Origin of the sequence: Vibrio ezurae NBRC 102218, from assembly GCF_000467185.1 — a bacterium.
Classification (GTDB): Bacteria; Pseudomonadota; Gammaproteobacteria; order Enterobacterales; family Vibrionaceae; genus Vibrio; species Vibrio ezurae.
This window is the reverse complement of the sequence record NZ_BATM01000001.1, coordinates 65,263-80,493: the sequence shown is the minus strand read 5'-3', so window position 1 is coordinate 80,493 and position 15,231 is coordinate 65,263. Positions and strand designations below refer to the sequence as shown.

The window sequence follows — 15,231 nt, the reverse complement described above, 5'->3', positions numbered from 1 at the left end:
GCGGGGAAATGTTGGAAAGTTTAACAGGATTAACATATCGATATTCAATGAATGTCGATCCTGTCATCTTGAATGCAAATAATTAGTAAAAACTTGACGCCAATGCCCATATCCCCTTGTGTTTTCCAATCTCAATCAAGTACCATGCGATATTAATGAAATTTAGGGAGTGAGTCATGTTTTCAGGAAGTATTGTTGCTTTGATAACGCCTTTCAATGCAGATGATGAAGTAGATTACCAAAGTCTAAAGAACTTAGTTGAGTTCCATGTTGATGCGGGTACATCTGCAATAGTCGCAGTAGGCACTACAGGTGAGTCGGCAACGCTTACCGTTGAAGAACATGTAAAGGTCGTGGGCAAAATTGTTGAATTTGCTGACGGTCGCATTCCTGTTATTGCGGGTACGGGTGCGAATGCCACTCATGAAGCGGTGACATTTAGCCGTTTGCTGAATGATTCAGGCATTGCAGGGTGCTTGAGCGTAACCCCTTATTACAATAAGCCTACACAAGAAGGCATGTACCAGCATTTTGTTGAAATTGCTAAGGTCAGCGCTGTGCCAATCATTTTGTACAACGTACCTGGCCGTACTGGCGTTGATATGCATCCAGAAACGGTAGCAAGATTATCTAAAATCGATAACATCGTAGCGCTAAAAGACGCAACGGGTGACCTTTCAAGAGTCGAGATTCACCGTAAGCTTTGTGGCGATGATTTCGTTTTATTGAGCGGTGATGATGCGACAGGTCTCGATTTTGTGAAGTTAGGCGGTCAAGGTGTTATTTCTGTGACCAACAATCTTGCAGCAAAAGATATGGCTGATATGTTTAGACTGGCTGATGAAGGCAACTATGCAGAAGCGGAAGTGATCAATGAACGATTGATGGGTCTGCACAACGGACTGTTCGTTGAATCTAGCCCAATCCCAGTAAAATGGGCAGCACAGCAATTGCACCTTATTGAAAACAGCGCATTGCGTTTGCCAATGACGCCTTTATCAGACGCTGGCCAAGAAGTCGTGAACGCTGCGCTTGACCAAGCTGGCATTCGTTAAACCAAATTATCTACGATTCGAACCTCAATCGGGTGTTAAGGATCAGGAGTCTCAATGAAGTTTGTTAATCAGCTAGTGCTAAGTACACTGGCTGTCGCTATTTTAAGTGGTTGCGCGGGCAGTGCAGCAGAACGTCGTCAAGCGAAAGACGATTTTAAGTATCTTGAAGCTGAACCGCGTCCTGACATTGTATCGTCGCCAGAGCAGAAGCTTGAGTTTTACCCCGACTTTAATATCCCTAGTGGAGATTACGTTGGTGGTATCGGCAAGCAAGTTGATATTCGTCCGCCACAGCAAGTTTTGGAGCTGATTCCTGGTGCTCGTACTGAGCAAGTCGATGGCGTCGTCACTTTATGGCTGCTGACCAAAGAAGAGCGCGATAAAGTGTGGCAAACCGCGCAAGATATGATGGATGCTCGTGATATCAAACGCCTAACCTCTACTGACGACCGTATTGAAACAGATTGGATCGTATGGGAAGAAGAAGACGAAGAGGAAACGCTAAGTAGTCGTTATCTTATTGAGCGCTTCGAAGAAAACTCCCGTTTTGGATTCCGCATCAGCCTCATTGCCTGGAAAGAGGGCGGTGAAGAGCAAGAAGTTAGCCTAACCAATAAAGAACGTTATAACACATTTATGACTAACTTGGTGATGTCTCGTTACGACCAAGTGGTTCGTGATGAAGCGGCGAAGAAAGCGCTAGAGCTTGTGAAGGTCATCCCGCTGAGTATGGGACAAGATCGCAGTGGTCTACCGATTATTGTTGCTCGCGCGTCATACGATGTGTTCTGGCAACGAATTCCAGAGTTGTTACCGACATTGGGCTTCACTATCGATGGGCGTAACCAGTCTCAAGGCACTATTGAAACATCGTTCTCCCAACCTAATGATGACTTCTGGCAAAGCATAGATATGAAGCCTTTGAGCTATGACTCTCAGACTTATACCTTCTTGCTTGGTGATCTAGGTAACCGAACCTCGATTAACATTACCAATGAAGCTGGAAAACCCGTTTCAGAAGACATGCTAAAAGAGATGATTCCAGTATTAGTCAAAATGATGGAACAAACTAGCACGGCTAAAGATGGCGAAGCTGACGAAGAGTAATCAATACTCTTAAATAAATTGCGAAAGGAGCACCCGATTAGGTGCTCCTTTTTTTTATTCCGATTGTCTCTATTTACCAAGCAACAGTAATACCACGCTAAATGGACGGGTATTCTTTTTGTCGGTAAAATGCGCACTCGCGGCTACACATAAATTTCAGTCAGCTATAGAGAATCAACAATGATTGTAGACAATGTGTTTCCTGACAATTACGCAGAAATGCTGAATGTTTGGGAAAATTCAGTCCGAGCAACACACGACTTCATAACAGAAGATGATATCGAGTTTTTTAAACCCATTATCATTGAGCAGGCGTTTCCCACTGTCACGTTAAAATGTGTGAAAAATGAAAGGGGCTCAATTCAAGGTTTCATAGGCACCTATGAGTCCAAGATTGAAATGCTTTTCATCCTAAACGAGGCTCGAGGGCAAGGCATAGGCAAGCTGCTACTGCAATACGCAATAGAGCAGTTAGGTGCAACCAAAGTCGATGTAAACGAACAAAACCCACAGGCAGTAGGCTTCTACCAGCACATGGGCTTTAAAGTCGTTTCGCGCTCACCCCTTGATGACATGGGAAAACCTTTTCCAATTTTGCATATGACACTTTAAAGCTCGGTTTGTCGTAACCCAGTTTGTTAGAAGAAACGCCCAAAGCTAATAACTTTGGGCGTTTCCGTATGTGTGGGTGTTATTTTGAGTCCAAGTAGTTTTCCTACCTTTCTTCATATCCAGTGCTTTAACTAGATGGTCAAACTTGTTAATTCACCCACAGATGAAGTGAATGAAGTATTTACACAGTTTATTAGGTTTGAGTTTGGGAGATGGCTTGTTTTATTGAGGAGTCGTCTCGTTTTTACGTAAAGTTAGAGTGCGAAATGCGACGCTTATGCATTATATTTCAATGATTTATGATAGGTTTAGTGAACGTTGGGCAGCAAGTAGAAAAGCGAGCTGGCCTATTATTTTGAATGCTATGTAATAGGGAGAGTTAATGAAGCATACAAGCTTTCTATATCGAGATTTTTGGCTTTGGTTCCCTTTATGGATCATCCTTTTCATTATTGCCTTTTTTATCGAAAGTCAGTTATTAGAGACGTTAGCTGTAGGTTTATTGCTAACCTGCCTTGCTGCAATGGCTGCATTTAGCAATATGGATAAAAATGAAATAAAGAAAAAGAATCGAGAGGATATTGAAAATTATATTGACCTATTGGAAATAATATCTTCGCGATACTTCTCAATCAAAAACATATGCGAGCTATGTAATGAAGTATCAAATGATGACAGCAAGTTCACTAGAGGATTGAGAGTCCCTGAGTTAAATATCACTCCAATGCATAGTCATGTCAGGTATAGCAAATACAGTTTTCTTGTAAAAGCGATGCTTGCTAAGGGAAAAGAGGGAAAGCATATTAACAATTGTTTGGACCTCAATACGTATATTGATATGGAGGCAAGGTATCATAACCTCATTGCTATGATGGATCGTCGCAATGAAATTAATAGGGATATAATGGATAAAGTAGCTAAAATAAGCCCTTACTCTGGAAGTGAACTTTTCCATCCGAACTTTGAGGAGCTTTCTCAGTGTATCAATTTTTATCAATTCTCAGGTTTTTTATATCAAACTGAATGTGTCATTATTGAGATGAATCATTTACTTAGCGGCTATAAAAATATCACTAAGGGGCTACAAGATGAATTGCATTCAATGTTCACAGATGATGCAACTATTGAATTTGGAGGAATGTGCAAAATACCTCTGCACGAGGATAAACTTCTCTTCGATTATGTTGAACTATCTGTCGAGGAGCAGGAAAAGCTAAAAAGAGAAACTTACCCTTAGTGGTGAATTGTTGCATACGAAGCGTTTAAGACAGATTCTCAACGCTCGGCAGTTTTTGTTTTTCTTCGCTGTTTCGATAACTATAGTTATCGGTGTAGCAGACATACCTTTTGGTATGGCACCGCGTAACCTTCAAGGTCGAGGCTATGTCCGGTAATGACGCTCTGAATCCAAGATTATGTCTTGGCGGAGACTCCCGAGTTGGAGCCTTTGTTATATCTGAGGTATAGAAAAAGAATAATAACGGTGGCTAACAACTTTTAACAAAATCACTCATCCCCACTTTCCGAGTCACCATCGGCTGGGCTTTTATCTTTCAAGTTCTTATTGGTCTGTTTTTGACGTTCTGCATCGAGCTGTTTTAGCTTTTCTATGTCGTCTTTTTGCTGTTTAGACATAGTGCCTACTTTCATATTTGCAGTATATTTGAGCGCGGCTATGTTGCCCGCTACGACGCTAACGGCGATGAAAATAATGACCCAAGGGTTAAATAATAGGTCTACGAGCATGAGTGACCGTCCTACGAAGTGGTGATGTTGCTGACATATTGAGTGTAGATCTTATCGAGGTGCATTAATACCTCGTTGTTACCTTCTATGGGATTAAGGCGCAAAATATCAGCAAGCATTTGGCTGTTGAAGGTGGCTAATGCTTTGTCAGAGGTGGCTTGATGGCTTAGGTGCCACGGTTCTACTGCAACGCCGCCTTTGTCTTTGGCGTAGGGGAAAAAGAAGCCGTGCTGTGGTGCGTGAGTGAGTAGCCACTCATAAAAGGGCGCTTGATGCCCTTGTAAGTATTCCCAAGGCTCTAGTTGTAGCTGTATGCCTTCTGGAAGCAGGTTCTTAGCATAAAGGTCAAAGTCACAGCCCCAATGATGACGGCTTGCCCCAGGCAGTGCTGACCATCTTAAAATGGCATGGATGCGCTGCAATGGGGCAAGAGAGTGAGCGTCGAGTGGATCACCATTAATGTCTAGAATAGGGCGCACGCCTAGGTACTTGTTATTCCAAATCATTTTTTGTCGCTCAAAATCGCGAAAACCACTGGCGATGCTCAGTTCAAAACCGTGTTGCGCCGCATGATGAACTAGCGATAAAAGAGCTTCACTAACGGCTTGATGAACCTTTATCTCACGCTTATCAATAGTGATAGCGGTAAGGTGTGACTCATCAATACCGGTTAATTGCTGCTGGGTCCAATCGCTAGTCTCATTCATGTTACTTTCCTAGTAGGTTAATCAATACGTTTTGGTACATATCTGCTAATAGGTCTAAATCTTCGGCTTTTACGCACTCGTTTACTTTATGAATAGTGGCGTTGACTGGCCCCAATTCAATCACTTGCGCGCCCATTTTCGCGATGAAACGACCGTCAGAGGTGCCGCCAGTGGTCAATAGTTGTGGCGCTTTACCATTTACGGTAGTAACCGCGTCAACCACAGCAGTAAGCAGATCACCTGTATCGGTTAGGAAAGGTTCGCCGTTTAAGGTCCACTTAATATCGTAATCAAAGTCGTATTTATTTAAGACTTCATAGATACGTTCTTTGATTTGTTCGTGGTGGATTTCGGTGCTGTAGCGCAAGTTGAACATGGCGTGTACTTCACCCGGAATCACATTGCTCGCGCCAGTGCCGCCGTTTAGGTTTGGCAACTGGAAACTGGTCGGTGGGAAAAACTCATTACCGTTGTCCCATTCAATTTGCGTCAGCTCCGTTAGCGCTGGTAGGGCGTGGTGAATCGGGTTTTTCGCAATGTGCGGGTAAGCAACGTGGCCTTGAATGCCTTTTACGGTTAGCTCGCCAGTGAAAGAGCCGCGACGGCCATTTTTCACTACATCACCTACATAATCTGTGCTGGAAGGTTCACCGACAATACACATATCAATGATTTCGTTACGCTCAGTTAGCGTGTCGATAACGCGCGTTGTGCCATTGATAAACGGGCCTTCTTCATCTGAGGTGATAAGAAAGGCAATAGAACCTTTGTGGTCAGGATGCTCAGCAATGAAACGCTCTACCGCCACAACCATAGAGGCCAGTGAGCCTTTCATATCGGCTGCGCCGCGACCATACAGGTAGCCATCAACGACAGTAGGTTCAAACGGTGGTGTGTTCCAGTCATTTAAGTTACCCGCAGGCACAACGTCTGTGTGTCCAGCAAAGGTAAATAGGGGGGCTTGTGTGCCTCTACGAGCCCAAAGGTTAAGGGTGTCGTCAAAGTGCATAATTTCAATGTCAAAGCCCAGAGCTTTGAGGCGTTCAATCATTAATGGCTGGCATCCTGCATCTTCAGGAGTGACAGACTGACGGCTGATAAGATCGATAGCTAAATCTAAAACGGGACTGGAGTTCATCCTATTTTTTTCCTTAATTTGGGATTAAACGTTAAAAATACGGTCATATTGATCGGCTTTAAAGCCAATATGCAGTTGCTCACCAACACGAATGATAGGGCGTTTAATCATCGCAGGATGTTCGACTAAAAGAGGGATAGCGGTGTCTTGAGTGAGAGACTGTTTTTGCTCATCAGAAAGTTGACGGTAAGTAGTGCCGCGCTTGTTCAGCACCTGCTCCCAGCCTAAATGCTCGCAAAATTCGCTGACCATTTCGCTAGTGATACCTTGTTTGCGGTAGTCATGAAATGTGAATTCGATTTGGCTTTCTTGTAGCCACTTTTTAGCTTTCTTTATGGTATCGCAATTGGGAATACCATACATAATTACGCTCATCGTCTGTCCTTGCTGCGTTTATCGAAAGTAGAATCCTATCAAACAAATCCAGTGCGGTGTATCAATAAGTCAAGTTGAGGTAATGCAGAGTGAGAAACAGGAATAGAAAAACAGATGAATATGGACATAAGTTGCTGTTGTTTGATCAGACTCAAGTCCCCTTTTTCGATATTAGCAATAATTGTTGAATTAATTTTGGAGGTAGCAATGGAACTCAATCCTGTTTTTGCTCGTCGTTTGTATCTTGCCCATTTAGTCGCCAGTATGGAGCGTCCTAATGTTCCTAAATTGGTCGAATATACAGGTTGGCCTCGCCGAACAATCCAAGACGTGTTAAAAGCTTTACCAGGGATTGGAGTATCACTGCGTTTTATCCAAGATGGTCGCCGCCATAATGACGGCTACTATCAGGTGTCTGATTGGGGGCCCTTGAATAAAGAGTGGGTTGCAGGCAATACCGCAACCATAGCGTCTTATATTATTTAAAATTACGGGCGAGACATCAGTAGTGTATAGGCGATAAATCCTACCCAACTGATAACCAACAAGAACCAAGGCAATTTACTTGCTGACGGCGTTGGTGTCGTTTCCATGTCAGTGGCTGTTTTCTCTTGTGGCGATGTCTGTTTTTGTTTTTTCTTTAGGCTTTGCTTTTTCAGCTTATCGGCGTCACGAGCTTTTTGTTTTTGACGTTTTTTATATTCAGCGATGCCTTTTTCAATGCCTTGAGCAATTAACTTAGTTTGCTCTTTAGTTTGTCCCGGCTTTTGTGTGGCTTTTGCCACTTGCATAGCTTGTTGCTGGGTTTGGGATGATACCGTGGTATTGTTATTCTTCATAAGCGTTTAGTCAGTAAAGATTTGAGGTTAATTATGCCTTTAAATAAAAAGAAATGCCTCAATATAAAGTGAGTAGTGTGCGGTACTTAATTGAAGAATATGATAAAAACGGCTATTTAAAAGCCCCTTTTTGGCTGTGGCTGTGTTGGTTGTTTTTAGCGCGAGGTTGGATTGTATTTGCCTTAGCTGGGGTAACAAAAGATCAAGGCAGCAACATACTGGCCATGATCTACCCAAACTCTTCCAGCCTATATATGATGATGTGTATGGGAGTGCCTAGCCTATTTTTTATGTGGGTGATAGGACTGAGAAGCCCAGATCGACATTGGTTAAATAAGCTAATTGGATTAGGACGTTCGGTTTCTATTCTGCTTAGCATGGCGCAACTCGCATCAGAGTTGCACAACATTTTACAACAAGATGGTCAGTTTAGTTGGGGGAGTGCTCTCTCAGTTGTCGGCTTAAGCTGGATAATTATTTATCTATTTAACAGCCGACGTGTTAAAGACTGTTTCCAAAGTATTTCCGATAATTAGTTAGAACGGAGTAACTATGATTCAACCTCAAGCGGCGATAGTTCCAGAGCCAAGCCCATTTGCTTTATATGTTCTTTTAAAGGTCAAGGGCGACAAGAATAAAGTATTAACAGCGTTACAAAAAGTAGATGGTTGGGTTGAGGAAATCAACGCAAACCAACCGGGTGCGAGTCTAGCAACCAGTATTGCGTTTTCTCATCAGTTTTGGAGCAATAGCATCTCTGAAGATGTACCTAGTGAACTTATCCCGTTCCCAGTATTAGAGTGCAACGAGCACATTGCGCCGACGACCGATGTCGATGTGCTTTTACACTGTCACTCTCATCGTCACGACTTGCACTTCTATTTACTGCGTAAACTGATGTCAGAAGTGTCGGAAGAGGCAACGATTGTGGATGAAACTTACTCTTATCGTTACCTTGATTCTCGTGATATGACTGACTTTATCGACGGCACAGAAAATCCAGAGGGAGACGAAAGAGCAGAAGTCGCTTTGATTCCTGAAGGTACATTTGCCGGTGGCAGTTACATCATGGTGCAGCGTTTTGAGCACAACCTGCCAGCATGGAATAAATTATCGGTTGGACAGCAAGAAAAAATCGTTGGCCGTACCAAAGAAGACTCGGTTGAGCTAGACGATGTGGCAGCACAATCACACGTGGGTCGCGTAGATATTAAAGAAGAAGGCAAGGGCCTTAAGATCGTTCGTCACAGCCTGCCGTACGGCAGCGTTTCTGGCGCACACGGTTTGCTATTTATCGCTTACTGCAACACGGTACATAACTTTACCGCGATGCTAGAAAGTATGTACGGTCAAGTTGATGGTAAGACCGACCAATTGCTGGATTACACCAAAGCGGTAACGGGTGCTTACTTCTTTGCACCTAGCCAAGCAATGCTCAAAAACTTAGTCATCGCTTAAGCCGAATAAACACTCCTCTTTAGTTGGGGGAGTGTGTGATTGGCATGCTTAACAAGCATAAAAAAACGCAGCCATTGGCTGCGTTTTTAATCACTTGAATCTAAGTATAAATTACTTAGTTACACGTAGTACTGGAGTTTCACCTACAGTTACAGCGCCAGAAAGCTTGTTCAATTCTTTGATTTCGTCCATGTTAGAAATAACAACTGGAGTCAAAGTAGATTTTGCTTTCTCTTCTAGGAATGCCAGATCAAACTCGATGATAGTATCACCAGCTTTAACTTCTTGACCTTCAGAACCGATGCGAGTGAAGCCTTCACCTTTTAGCTCAACAGTGTCGATACCAAAGTGAACGAACAGCTCAATACCGTCAGTTGATTCGATAGAGAACGCATGGTTAGTTTCAAAGATTTTACCAATAGTACCGTTCACTGGAGCAACGATTTTGTTGCCAGTTGGTTTGATAGCAATACCGTCACCAACAATTTTCTCAGCGAAAACTACATCAGGCACATCTTCAATGTTAACGATTTCGCCAGATAGTGGTGAAATGATTTCGATTGAACCTGCAGCGTTGCCTTCGTCCGATACCAGCTTCTTAAGTTTGTCAAACAGACCCATTACATGCTCCTAAGCAGTTTATTCTATTAAATTATATTATTAGTTTGATTTATCCGCGATAAATTTCGCTACGTGCGCTTCGATTTCTGCGGCTGTTGGCATTTGCAGAGCTTCTTCTGCCATTGCTTGTACTTCCGAGAAGTTTGCGTTACGAATTACTTTCTTAACTGCAGGGATAGAGATGCCGCTCATAGAGAACTCATCTAAGCCCATACCCAGTAGAAGAAGTGTAGCGCGTTCGTCGCCCGCTAATTCACCACACATCCCAGTCCACTTACCTTCCTTGTGAGAAGCGTCAATCACCTGTTTAATCACAGTAAGTACTGCTGGTGATAGTGGATTGTATAGATGAGAAATAAGCTCATTACCACGGTCTACTGCTAGAGTATACTGAGTTAAGTCATTTGTACCAATACTAAAGAAAGAAACTTCTTTAGCTAAGTGGTGAGCAATTGCAGCAGCGGCTGGTGTTTCTACCATTACGCCAATCTCAATGTTCTCATCAAACGCTAAACCTTCAGAACGAAGTTCAGCTTTGTATTCTTCAATAGCGGCTTTCAGTTCACGAATCTCTTCAACAGAAATAATCATTGGGAACATGATGCTGAGTTTTCCGTGCGCTGATGCACGTAAAATACCGCGAAGTTGGTCACGAAGAATTTCACGACGATCCAAGCTGATACGAACGGCGCGCCAACCTAGGAACGGGTTCATTTCTTCTGGAAGATCCATGTATGGAAGGTCTTTATCACCACCGATATCCATAGTACGGATAATCACAGGTTGGCCTGCCATTGCTTCGGCAACTTCTTTATATGCTTGGTATTGTTCATCTTCTGTTGGAAGAGAAGTACGGTCCATAAATAGGAACTCTGTACGGTACAAACCAACGCCTTCACCACCGTTACGGATAATACCGTCACAGTCTTTAACAGTACCGATGTTGCCACATACTTCTACGTGACGGTTATCAAGAGTCACTGCTGGAAGGTCTTTTAATTTAGCAAGCTCTGCTTTGTCAGCAAGGAACTTATCACGAATTTGTTTCGCTTCGTTTAGTTCTGCTTCAGTTGGGTTTACGATGATTCGGTTGTTCATCGCATCCATAATTAGAGTATCGCCGTTTTTCACTTGTTTAGTGATGTCGTTAGTACCGACAATCGCAGGAAGCTCAAGAGAGCGCGCCATGATAGAGGTATGAGACGTACGGCCGCCGATGTCACACGCAAAGCCTAGTACGTAGTCTAGGTTAATTTGCGCAGTTTCTGATGGCGTTAGATCGTAAGCAACAAGAATGACTTCTTCGTCAATGTCACTTAGAGAAACAATGTTAATACCTAAAGCGTTTTTAACAAAACGAGTACCGATATCACGGATATCCGTTGCACGCTCTTTTAGGTATTCATCATCTAGAGACTCAAGCGCAGTGGCTTGTTCTTCGATGATTGAGTAGATTGCAAAATCTGTTGAAAGTTTGTCGTTCTTGATAAGAGCAAGGATCTCTTCTTCCAGTTCCTCATCTTCAAGAAGCATAATGTGACCTTCAAAGATCGCTTCTTTTTCTTCACCAAAAGTTTCAAGAGCTTTTTGTTTGATGATTTCAAGTTGAGCGGCTGATTTGTTTCGAGCGTCGTAGAAACGCTGTACTTCAGAGTCAACTTGGTCGGCTGAAATTTTGTTTTTGTTTAGAACGATTTCATCTTCTTGAAGAAGTAGTGCTTTACCAAAAGCAATACCTGGAGACGCTAGAATGCCTGAGATCATAGCTTTACCTTAACTTGGTCTGTAGTGGGCGGGTGACTGATTTTTTGCTTTTATAGAGTCTATTTCAATAAAGCCACTTGGCTGATGACAACAAAGTGGCTTTTATAATCGAACGTAGGCTCTTAGTGCAGCTCATCCATTAGAGCGACTAGATGGTCAACAGCTTCAGTAGCTTGTGGACCTTCAGCAGAAATAGTAACCAGAGTGCCTTTTACTAGACCTAGAGTTTGAAGCTTAAATAGGCTTTTAGCGCTCGCGCTTTTACCGTTAGAAGTCACAGTGATGTCTGCATCAAATGATTTAGCTTCTTTAACAAACTGCGCTGCTGGGCGAGTGTGAAGACCGTTTTCTGCAGTGATTTCTACTTGCTTCTCGTACATGTGATATACCCCGTTGATATTTAGATTATGTTTTGAAGTCCAAGTCTCAATTATAAATAAATTGGCTCGTGACCTTGGCTGAGTAAGTTCTTATGACTTTTGGTTACAGCCTAAATTATCGCTTCTTTTATTTTGAAGCAAAAAATAAAGCCTAGAAATACTACCAAATGCTGACCACTAATCAATAAGAAAGCCCCAGAAAGGGGCTTTTTTGGTCGAAAATTTGATTTGGGCACAGTTTTTTTAAGGCTATTGTTGATTTTCTTTCTCAGTGAATATGCCAGCAAACAATGCTGTACTTAGGTAACGCTCACCAGAACTTGGAAGTACAGTTACAATTGTTTTTCCTTTAAATTCAGGAAGTTCAGCGATTTTGTTCGCCGCAACAACGGCTGCACCTGAAGAAATACCCGCTAGGATGCCTTCTTCTTCCATTAAACGACGAGCCATTTCAATCGCTTCATCTGAAGTAACAGTGACTACTTTGTCGATAAGTTCAAGATCTAAGTTTCCAGGAATAAAGCCTGCACCAATACCTTGGATCTTATGTGGGCCTGGTTTCACATCTTCGCCCGCTAGAACTTGGCTAATGACTGGAGATTCAGCAGGTTCAACGGCTACAGCAGTAATGGCTTTACCTTTTGTTTTCTTAAGATAACGCGTTGTACCTGTGATAGTACCGCCAGTACCCACACCTGAAACCAATACATCGATTTCGCCGTCAGTGGCTTCCCAAAGTTCAGGTCCTGTGGTTTTTTCGTGGATCTCAGGGTTAGCTGGGTTGTTGAACTGTTGTAGAAGCAAAGTTGAATCTGGGTTGGCTGCAACAATTTCTTCTGCTTTTGCAATCGCGCCGTTCATGCCTTTTGCTGCTTCTGTTAGTACCAAGTTAGCGCCCAATGCTTTAAGAAGCTTGCGACGCTCAAGGCTCATTGACTCAGGCATAGTAAGCGTTAGTTTGTAACCACGAGCCGCAGCAACATAAGCAAGCGCGATACCTGTATTACCACTGGTTGGCTCAACAAGTTCAATGCCTTCTTTTAGTGCGCCTGATTTCTCTGCTTCCCAAACCATGTTGGCACCGATACGACATTTCACACTGAAGCTAGGGTTACGAGCTTCAATTTTAGCGAGAACGTTGCCGTTGCTGACGCGGTTTAAACGAACGAGAGGCGTATTGCCAATAGTTTGAGAGTTATCATCGTAAATCTTGCTCATGCTTGCTTCCTTGTGGGTTAACACGCTAATAGTATTAGGGTTTTGGTATTATTCGGTAATTTAATGGCTTAAATCATACGCCTTTAGAATAGAGCTGTTCTTAGCTCTGACAAAGGAATAAAACGTTATATCTAATAGCTAACTTTCTGATCTTGCTTAAATTCTGTGACCCACATCAAGGTCGCACCGCACACCGCGACGGGCATAATAATGAGGTTTAAAAAGGGTATAGAAGTGAAAAGTGCGACCATTGCGCCGTATCCATACGCCTTGCTTTGCTTCGCTTTGAGTGCAAAACGCATGCTATTGAAATCCACTTTATGGTTATCAAAAGGGTAGTCACAATATTGAATCGCAAGCATCCAACTGGTAAAAATAAACCACACAATAGGCGCAATAGTTTGACCAAAGGCTGGAATGAGCAATAAAAGGAATAAGCCGATGGCTTTAGGGAGTAAGTAGACAAGCTTTCGCCATTCACGACCTAATATTCTTGGGACGTCTTTGATCAAATCGGCCACGCTTTGTTCCAGCATATTTTCTGGGCTTAATCGTTGTTCCACCTTTTCCGCCAATAACCCATTAAAGGGCGCGGCGATAAAGTTCGCCAATGTGCTAAAGAAGTAAGAAAAGGTGGCTAATATAGTGAGTGTAAGCAGAGGCCAAAGAATATAGCTTAGCCAGCTTAAAAATTCAGGTAATGCCCCAAGCCAGTGCTCTATCCATTGATTGAGATGACTAAATAGATAAAATAATGCACTGCCTACTAGCAGTATATTAATGAGCAGTGGCATAAAAACATAGCGACGTAAGCCTGGTTGCATAGCCAGTTTAAAACCAGAAAAAAAATAACCGATACCGGACATATTGTGTAATTTTTGATGCATCTTATTGTTCCAAATACTGAGTTTTCAGCGGATTAGCTCTAATATAAGAAAAGCGTGCTCAAAATCACAGCATAAAGTACATAGATATTGCTAAAAGGTTCAACTCTACATCAGAGTTTTGTTAAAGTAGTTTTAGTCACTCAATCTCGGTGTCTCACCAGAGTAAAGCAGAGAGCAAAAAATGCAGGAATTGCGAATCGTATTGATAGTCGTAGGTGTCTTAGCCATCGCGGGCCTACTTATCCATGGTTTATGGACGAATAAACGAGAACAAAGTGGTCGATTTTCCGATAAACCACTGAGCAAACTTGATGATGAGCCATTATCAGAATCAAGTGTCGCTCAAGATAACTCAGCGAAACAAACTGTTGCGCCAGAAGATGATTTTGAGGTGGTGAAAGTAACCTCAAAGAGCGATAAAAAAGAACCAAGTTTCTCAGGTTTTGATGATGATATTGGTGATCCGTTATTAGAAACGGCGCAAGGTGACAAGTTCAGCAAGGCGCATCAGCCAACCGAAGTGGTTAAACCTACAGTATCGGTTAAACCCGACGAGCTTCCTACAATTACTATCAGCTCGGATGCCTACTCTAAACATGATGATGAGCCTTCTTCTGCTTTTATTACCAAAGAGCCGAGTGCGACAGAGCCTACGGTTGACCAGCCAGAGTTAACCAAACCCGTTGCTAGCGAAGTGAAAGCGGAGCAAGCGCCTATTCGTTTTGATAATAACAGTGCATTTGCAGAAAAAGATTCTCCAGCGCCGACAACGGAAGAGGTTGTTGCACAGCCTGTCACTCCTGAAGCTCCAGCTAAGGTTGAAGAACCAGAGATGGAAGTGTTGGTACTTCATGTGGAAGCGCGCGGTAAAGAGGAATTTATCGGTAGTGATCTATTTGTGAGCATGGAGCAAAATGGCCTGCATTTTGGTCCGATGGATATTTATCATCGTCACGTTGAGATTTCTGGAACAGGTAAAGTATTATTTAGTGTTGCGAATATGCTGAAACCCGGCACATTGTCACACGACGATCCGGCCACCTTTACCACTAAAGGGCTTTCGTTTTTCATGACTCTGCCTTGTTATGGCGATCCTGAGCAAAACTTTAAGATCATGCTACATACTGCGCAGATGATTGCGGATAATTTAAGTGGCAATGTACTTGATGACAAACGTACGTTAATGACGCGAGATCGTATCGATGCCTACAAACGTCAAATCCAAGACTTTGTGCACCGTCAAGAGCCAAAAGAAACCAGCAATATTTTCTAGTTTTCTGGTCAACCTAATAAACTGAAAAAAGGCTCTACATAGAGCCTTTTC

Annotated in this window: 18 protein-coding genes; 8 read left to right on the top strand and 10 right to left on the bottom strand. The window is 42.8% G+C overall.

Annotated elements, in window-relative coordinates; translation table 11 throughout:
- The first annotated feature begins 176 nt into the window (after positions 1 to 176).
- The 4 genes from dapA to VEZ01S_RS00375 all read left to right on the top strand — a co-directional run bounded on the left by dapA (position 177) and on the right by VEZ01S_RS00375 (position 4,011).
- On the top strand, positions 177 to 1,055 hold the full coding sequence (gene dapA, locus VEZ01S_RS00390) for a 4-hydroxy-tetrahydrodipicolinate synthase (protein WP_021712024.1): 879 nt from the start codon (positions 177 to 179) through the stop codon (positions 1,053 to 1,055).
- Between the two features lie 54 nt (positions 1,056 to 1,109).
- Positions 1,110 to 2,162: an NlpB/DapX family lipoprotein gene (bamC, locus tag VEZ01S_RS00385; protein ID WP_021712023.1), complete on the top strand. Its 1,053-nt coding sequence runs from the start codon at positions 1,110 to 1,112 to the stop codon at positions 2,160 to 2,162.
- Positions 2,163 to 2,342: 180 nt separating this feature from the next.
- The gene (locus tag VEZ01S_RS00380; RefSeq protein ID WP_021712022.1) at positions 2,343 to 2,774 is read left to right on the top strand and encodes a GNAT family N-acetyltransferase; all 432 of its coding nucleotides are present in this window, start codon (positions 2,343 to 2,345) and stop codon (positions 2,772 to 2,774) included.
- Between the two features lie 382 nt (positions 2,775 to 3,156).
- Complete coding sequence (locus VEZ01S_RS00375) at positions 3,157 to 4,011, top strand: hypothetical protein (protein WP_021712021.1); 855 nt, start codon at positions 3,157 to 3,159, stop codon at positions 4,009 to 4,011.
- A 269-nt stretch (positions 4,012 to 4,280) separates the two neighbouring features.
- On the opposite strand, the gene VEZ01S_RS00370 is transcribed toward VEZ01S_RS00375, so the two are convergent.
- Genes VEZ01S_RS00370 through VEZ01S_RS00355 form a run of 4 tightly spaced genes read right to left on the bottom strand, consistent with a single transcriptional unit; the run spans position 4,281 to position 6,740 of the window.
- The gene (locus VEZ01S_RS00370; RefSeq protein WP_021712020.1) at positions 4,281 to 4,520 is read right to left on the bottom strand and encodes a DUF2897 family protein; all 240 of its coding nucleotides are present in this window, start codon (positions 4,518 to 4,520) and stop codon (positions 4,281 to 4,283) included.
- Positions 4,521 to 4,531: 11 nt separating this feature from the next.
- Complete coding sequence (locus VEZ01S_RS00365; RefSeq protein WP_021712019.1) at positions 4,532 to 5,227, bottom strand: M15 family metallopeptidase; 696 nt, start codon at positions 5,225 to 5,227, stop codon at positions 4,532 to 4,534.
- Between the two features lies 1 nt (position 5,228).
- On the bottom strand, positions 5,229 to 6,365 hold the full coding sequence (gene dapE / locus VEZ01S_RS00360; RefSeq protein WP_021712018.1) for a succinyl-diaminopimelate desuccinylase: 1,137 nt from the start codon (positions 6,363 to 6,365) through the stop codon (positions 5,229 to 5,231).
- A gap of 24 nt (positions 6,366 to 6,389) precedes the next feature.
- Positions 6,390 to 6,740, bottom strand: a complete 351-nt coding sequence (locus VEZ01S_RS00355; protein WP_021712017.1) for an ArsC family reductase — start codon at positions 6,738 to 6,740, stop codon at positions 6,390 to 6,392.
- 207 nt (positions 6,741 to 6,947) lie between these two features.
- Here VEZ01S_RS00355 and VEZ01S_RS00350 point away from each other — a divergent pair, with 207 nt between their 5' ends.
- On the top strand, positions 6,948 to 7,226 hold the full coding sequence (locus VEZ01S_RS00350) for a winged helix-turn-helix domain-containing protein (protein WP_021712016.1): 279 nt from the start codon (positions 6,948 to 6,950) through the stop codon (positions 7,224 to 7,226).
- Between the two features lie 2 nt (positions 7,227 to 7,228).
- On the opposite strand, the gene VEZ01S_RS00345 is transcribed toward VEZ01S_RS00350, so the two are convergent.
- On the bottom strand, positions 7,229 to 7,579 hold the full coding sequence (locus tag VEZ01S_RS00345; RefSeq protein WP_021712015.1) for a DUF2956 domain-containing protein: 351 nt from the start codon (positions 7,577 to 7,579) through the stop codon (positions 7,229 to 7,231).
- Between the two features lie 77 nt (positions 7,580 to 7,656).
- Between VEZ01S_RS00345 and VEZ01S_RS00340 the strand changes: the two genes are divergently transcribed.
- Together VEZ01S_RS00340 and VEZ01S_RS00335 are read left to right on the top strand one after the other, a co-directional pair.
- Positions 7,657 to 8,115 (top strand): DUF2919 domain-containing protein, encoded by a 459-nt coding sequence (locus tag VEZ01S_RS00340; RefSeq protein ID WP_040889856.1) that lies wholly within the window; start codon positions 7,657 to 7,659, stop codon positions 8,113 to 8,115.
- 16 nt (positions 8,116 to 8,131) lie between these two features.
- A complete protein-coding gene (locus tag VEZ01S_RS00335) occupies positions 8,132 to 9,037 on the top strand; it encodes a Dyp-type peroxidase (protein ID WP_021712013.1) in 906 nt (301 codons plus the stop codon).
- A gap of 111 nt (positions 9,038 to 9,148) precedes the next feature.
- Here VEZ01S_RS00335 and crr read toward each other — a convergent pair whose 3' ends face one another.
- The 5 genes from crr to cysZ all read right to left on the bottom strand — a co-directional run bounded on the left by crr (position 9,149) and on the right by cysZ (position 13,907).
- Positions 9,149 to 9,658, bottom strand: a complete 510-nt coding sequence (gene crr, locus VEZ01S_RS00330) for a PTS glucose transporter subunit IIA (protein WP_017029253.1) — start codon at positions 9,656 to 9,658, stop codon at positions 9,149 to 9,151.
- A 39-nt stretch (positions 9,659 to 9,697) separates the two neighbouring features.
- Positions 9,698 to 11,422: a phosphoenolpyruvate-protein phosphotransferase PtsI gene (gene ptsI, locus VEZ01S_RS00325; protein ID WP_021712012.1), complete on the bottom strand. Its 1,725-nt coding sequence runs from the start codon at positions 11,420 to 11,422 to the stop codon at positions 9,698 to 9,700.
- Between the two features lie 122 nt (positions 11,423 to 11,544).
- Complete coding sequence (locus VEZ01S_RS00320) at positions 11,545 to 11,802, bottom strand: HPr family phosphocarrier protein (RefSeq protein ID WP_021712011.1); 258 nt, start codon at positions 11,800 to 11,802, stop codon at positions 11,545 to 11,547.
- Positions 11,803 to 12,051: 249 nt separating this feature from the next.
- Positions 12,052 to 13,020: a cysteine synthase A gene (cysK, locus tag VEZ01S_RS00315; protein WP_021712010.1), complete on the bottom strand. Its 969-nt coding sequence runs from the start codon at positions 13,018 to 13,020 to the stop codon at positions 12,052 to 12,054.
- Between the two features lie 131 nt (positions 13,021 to 13,151).
- Complete coding sequence (cysZ, locus tag VEZ01S_RS00310) at positions 13,152 to 13,907, bottom strand: sulfate transporter CysZ (protein WP_021712009.1); 756 nt, start codon at positions 13,905 to 13,907, stop codon at positions 13,152 to 13,154.
- Positions 13,908 to 14,088: 181 nt separating this feature from the next.
- On the opposite strand from cysZ, the gene zipA reads away from it, so the two are divergent.
- A complete protein-coding gene (zipA, locus tag VEZ01S_RS00305) occupies positions 14,089 to 15,180 on the top strand; it encodes a cell division protein ZipA (RefSeq protein WP_021712008.1) in 1,092 nt (363 codons plus the stop codon).
- Positions 15,181 to 15,231: the final 51 nt, after the last annotated feature.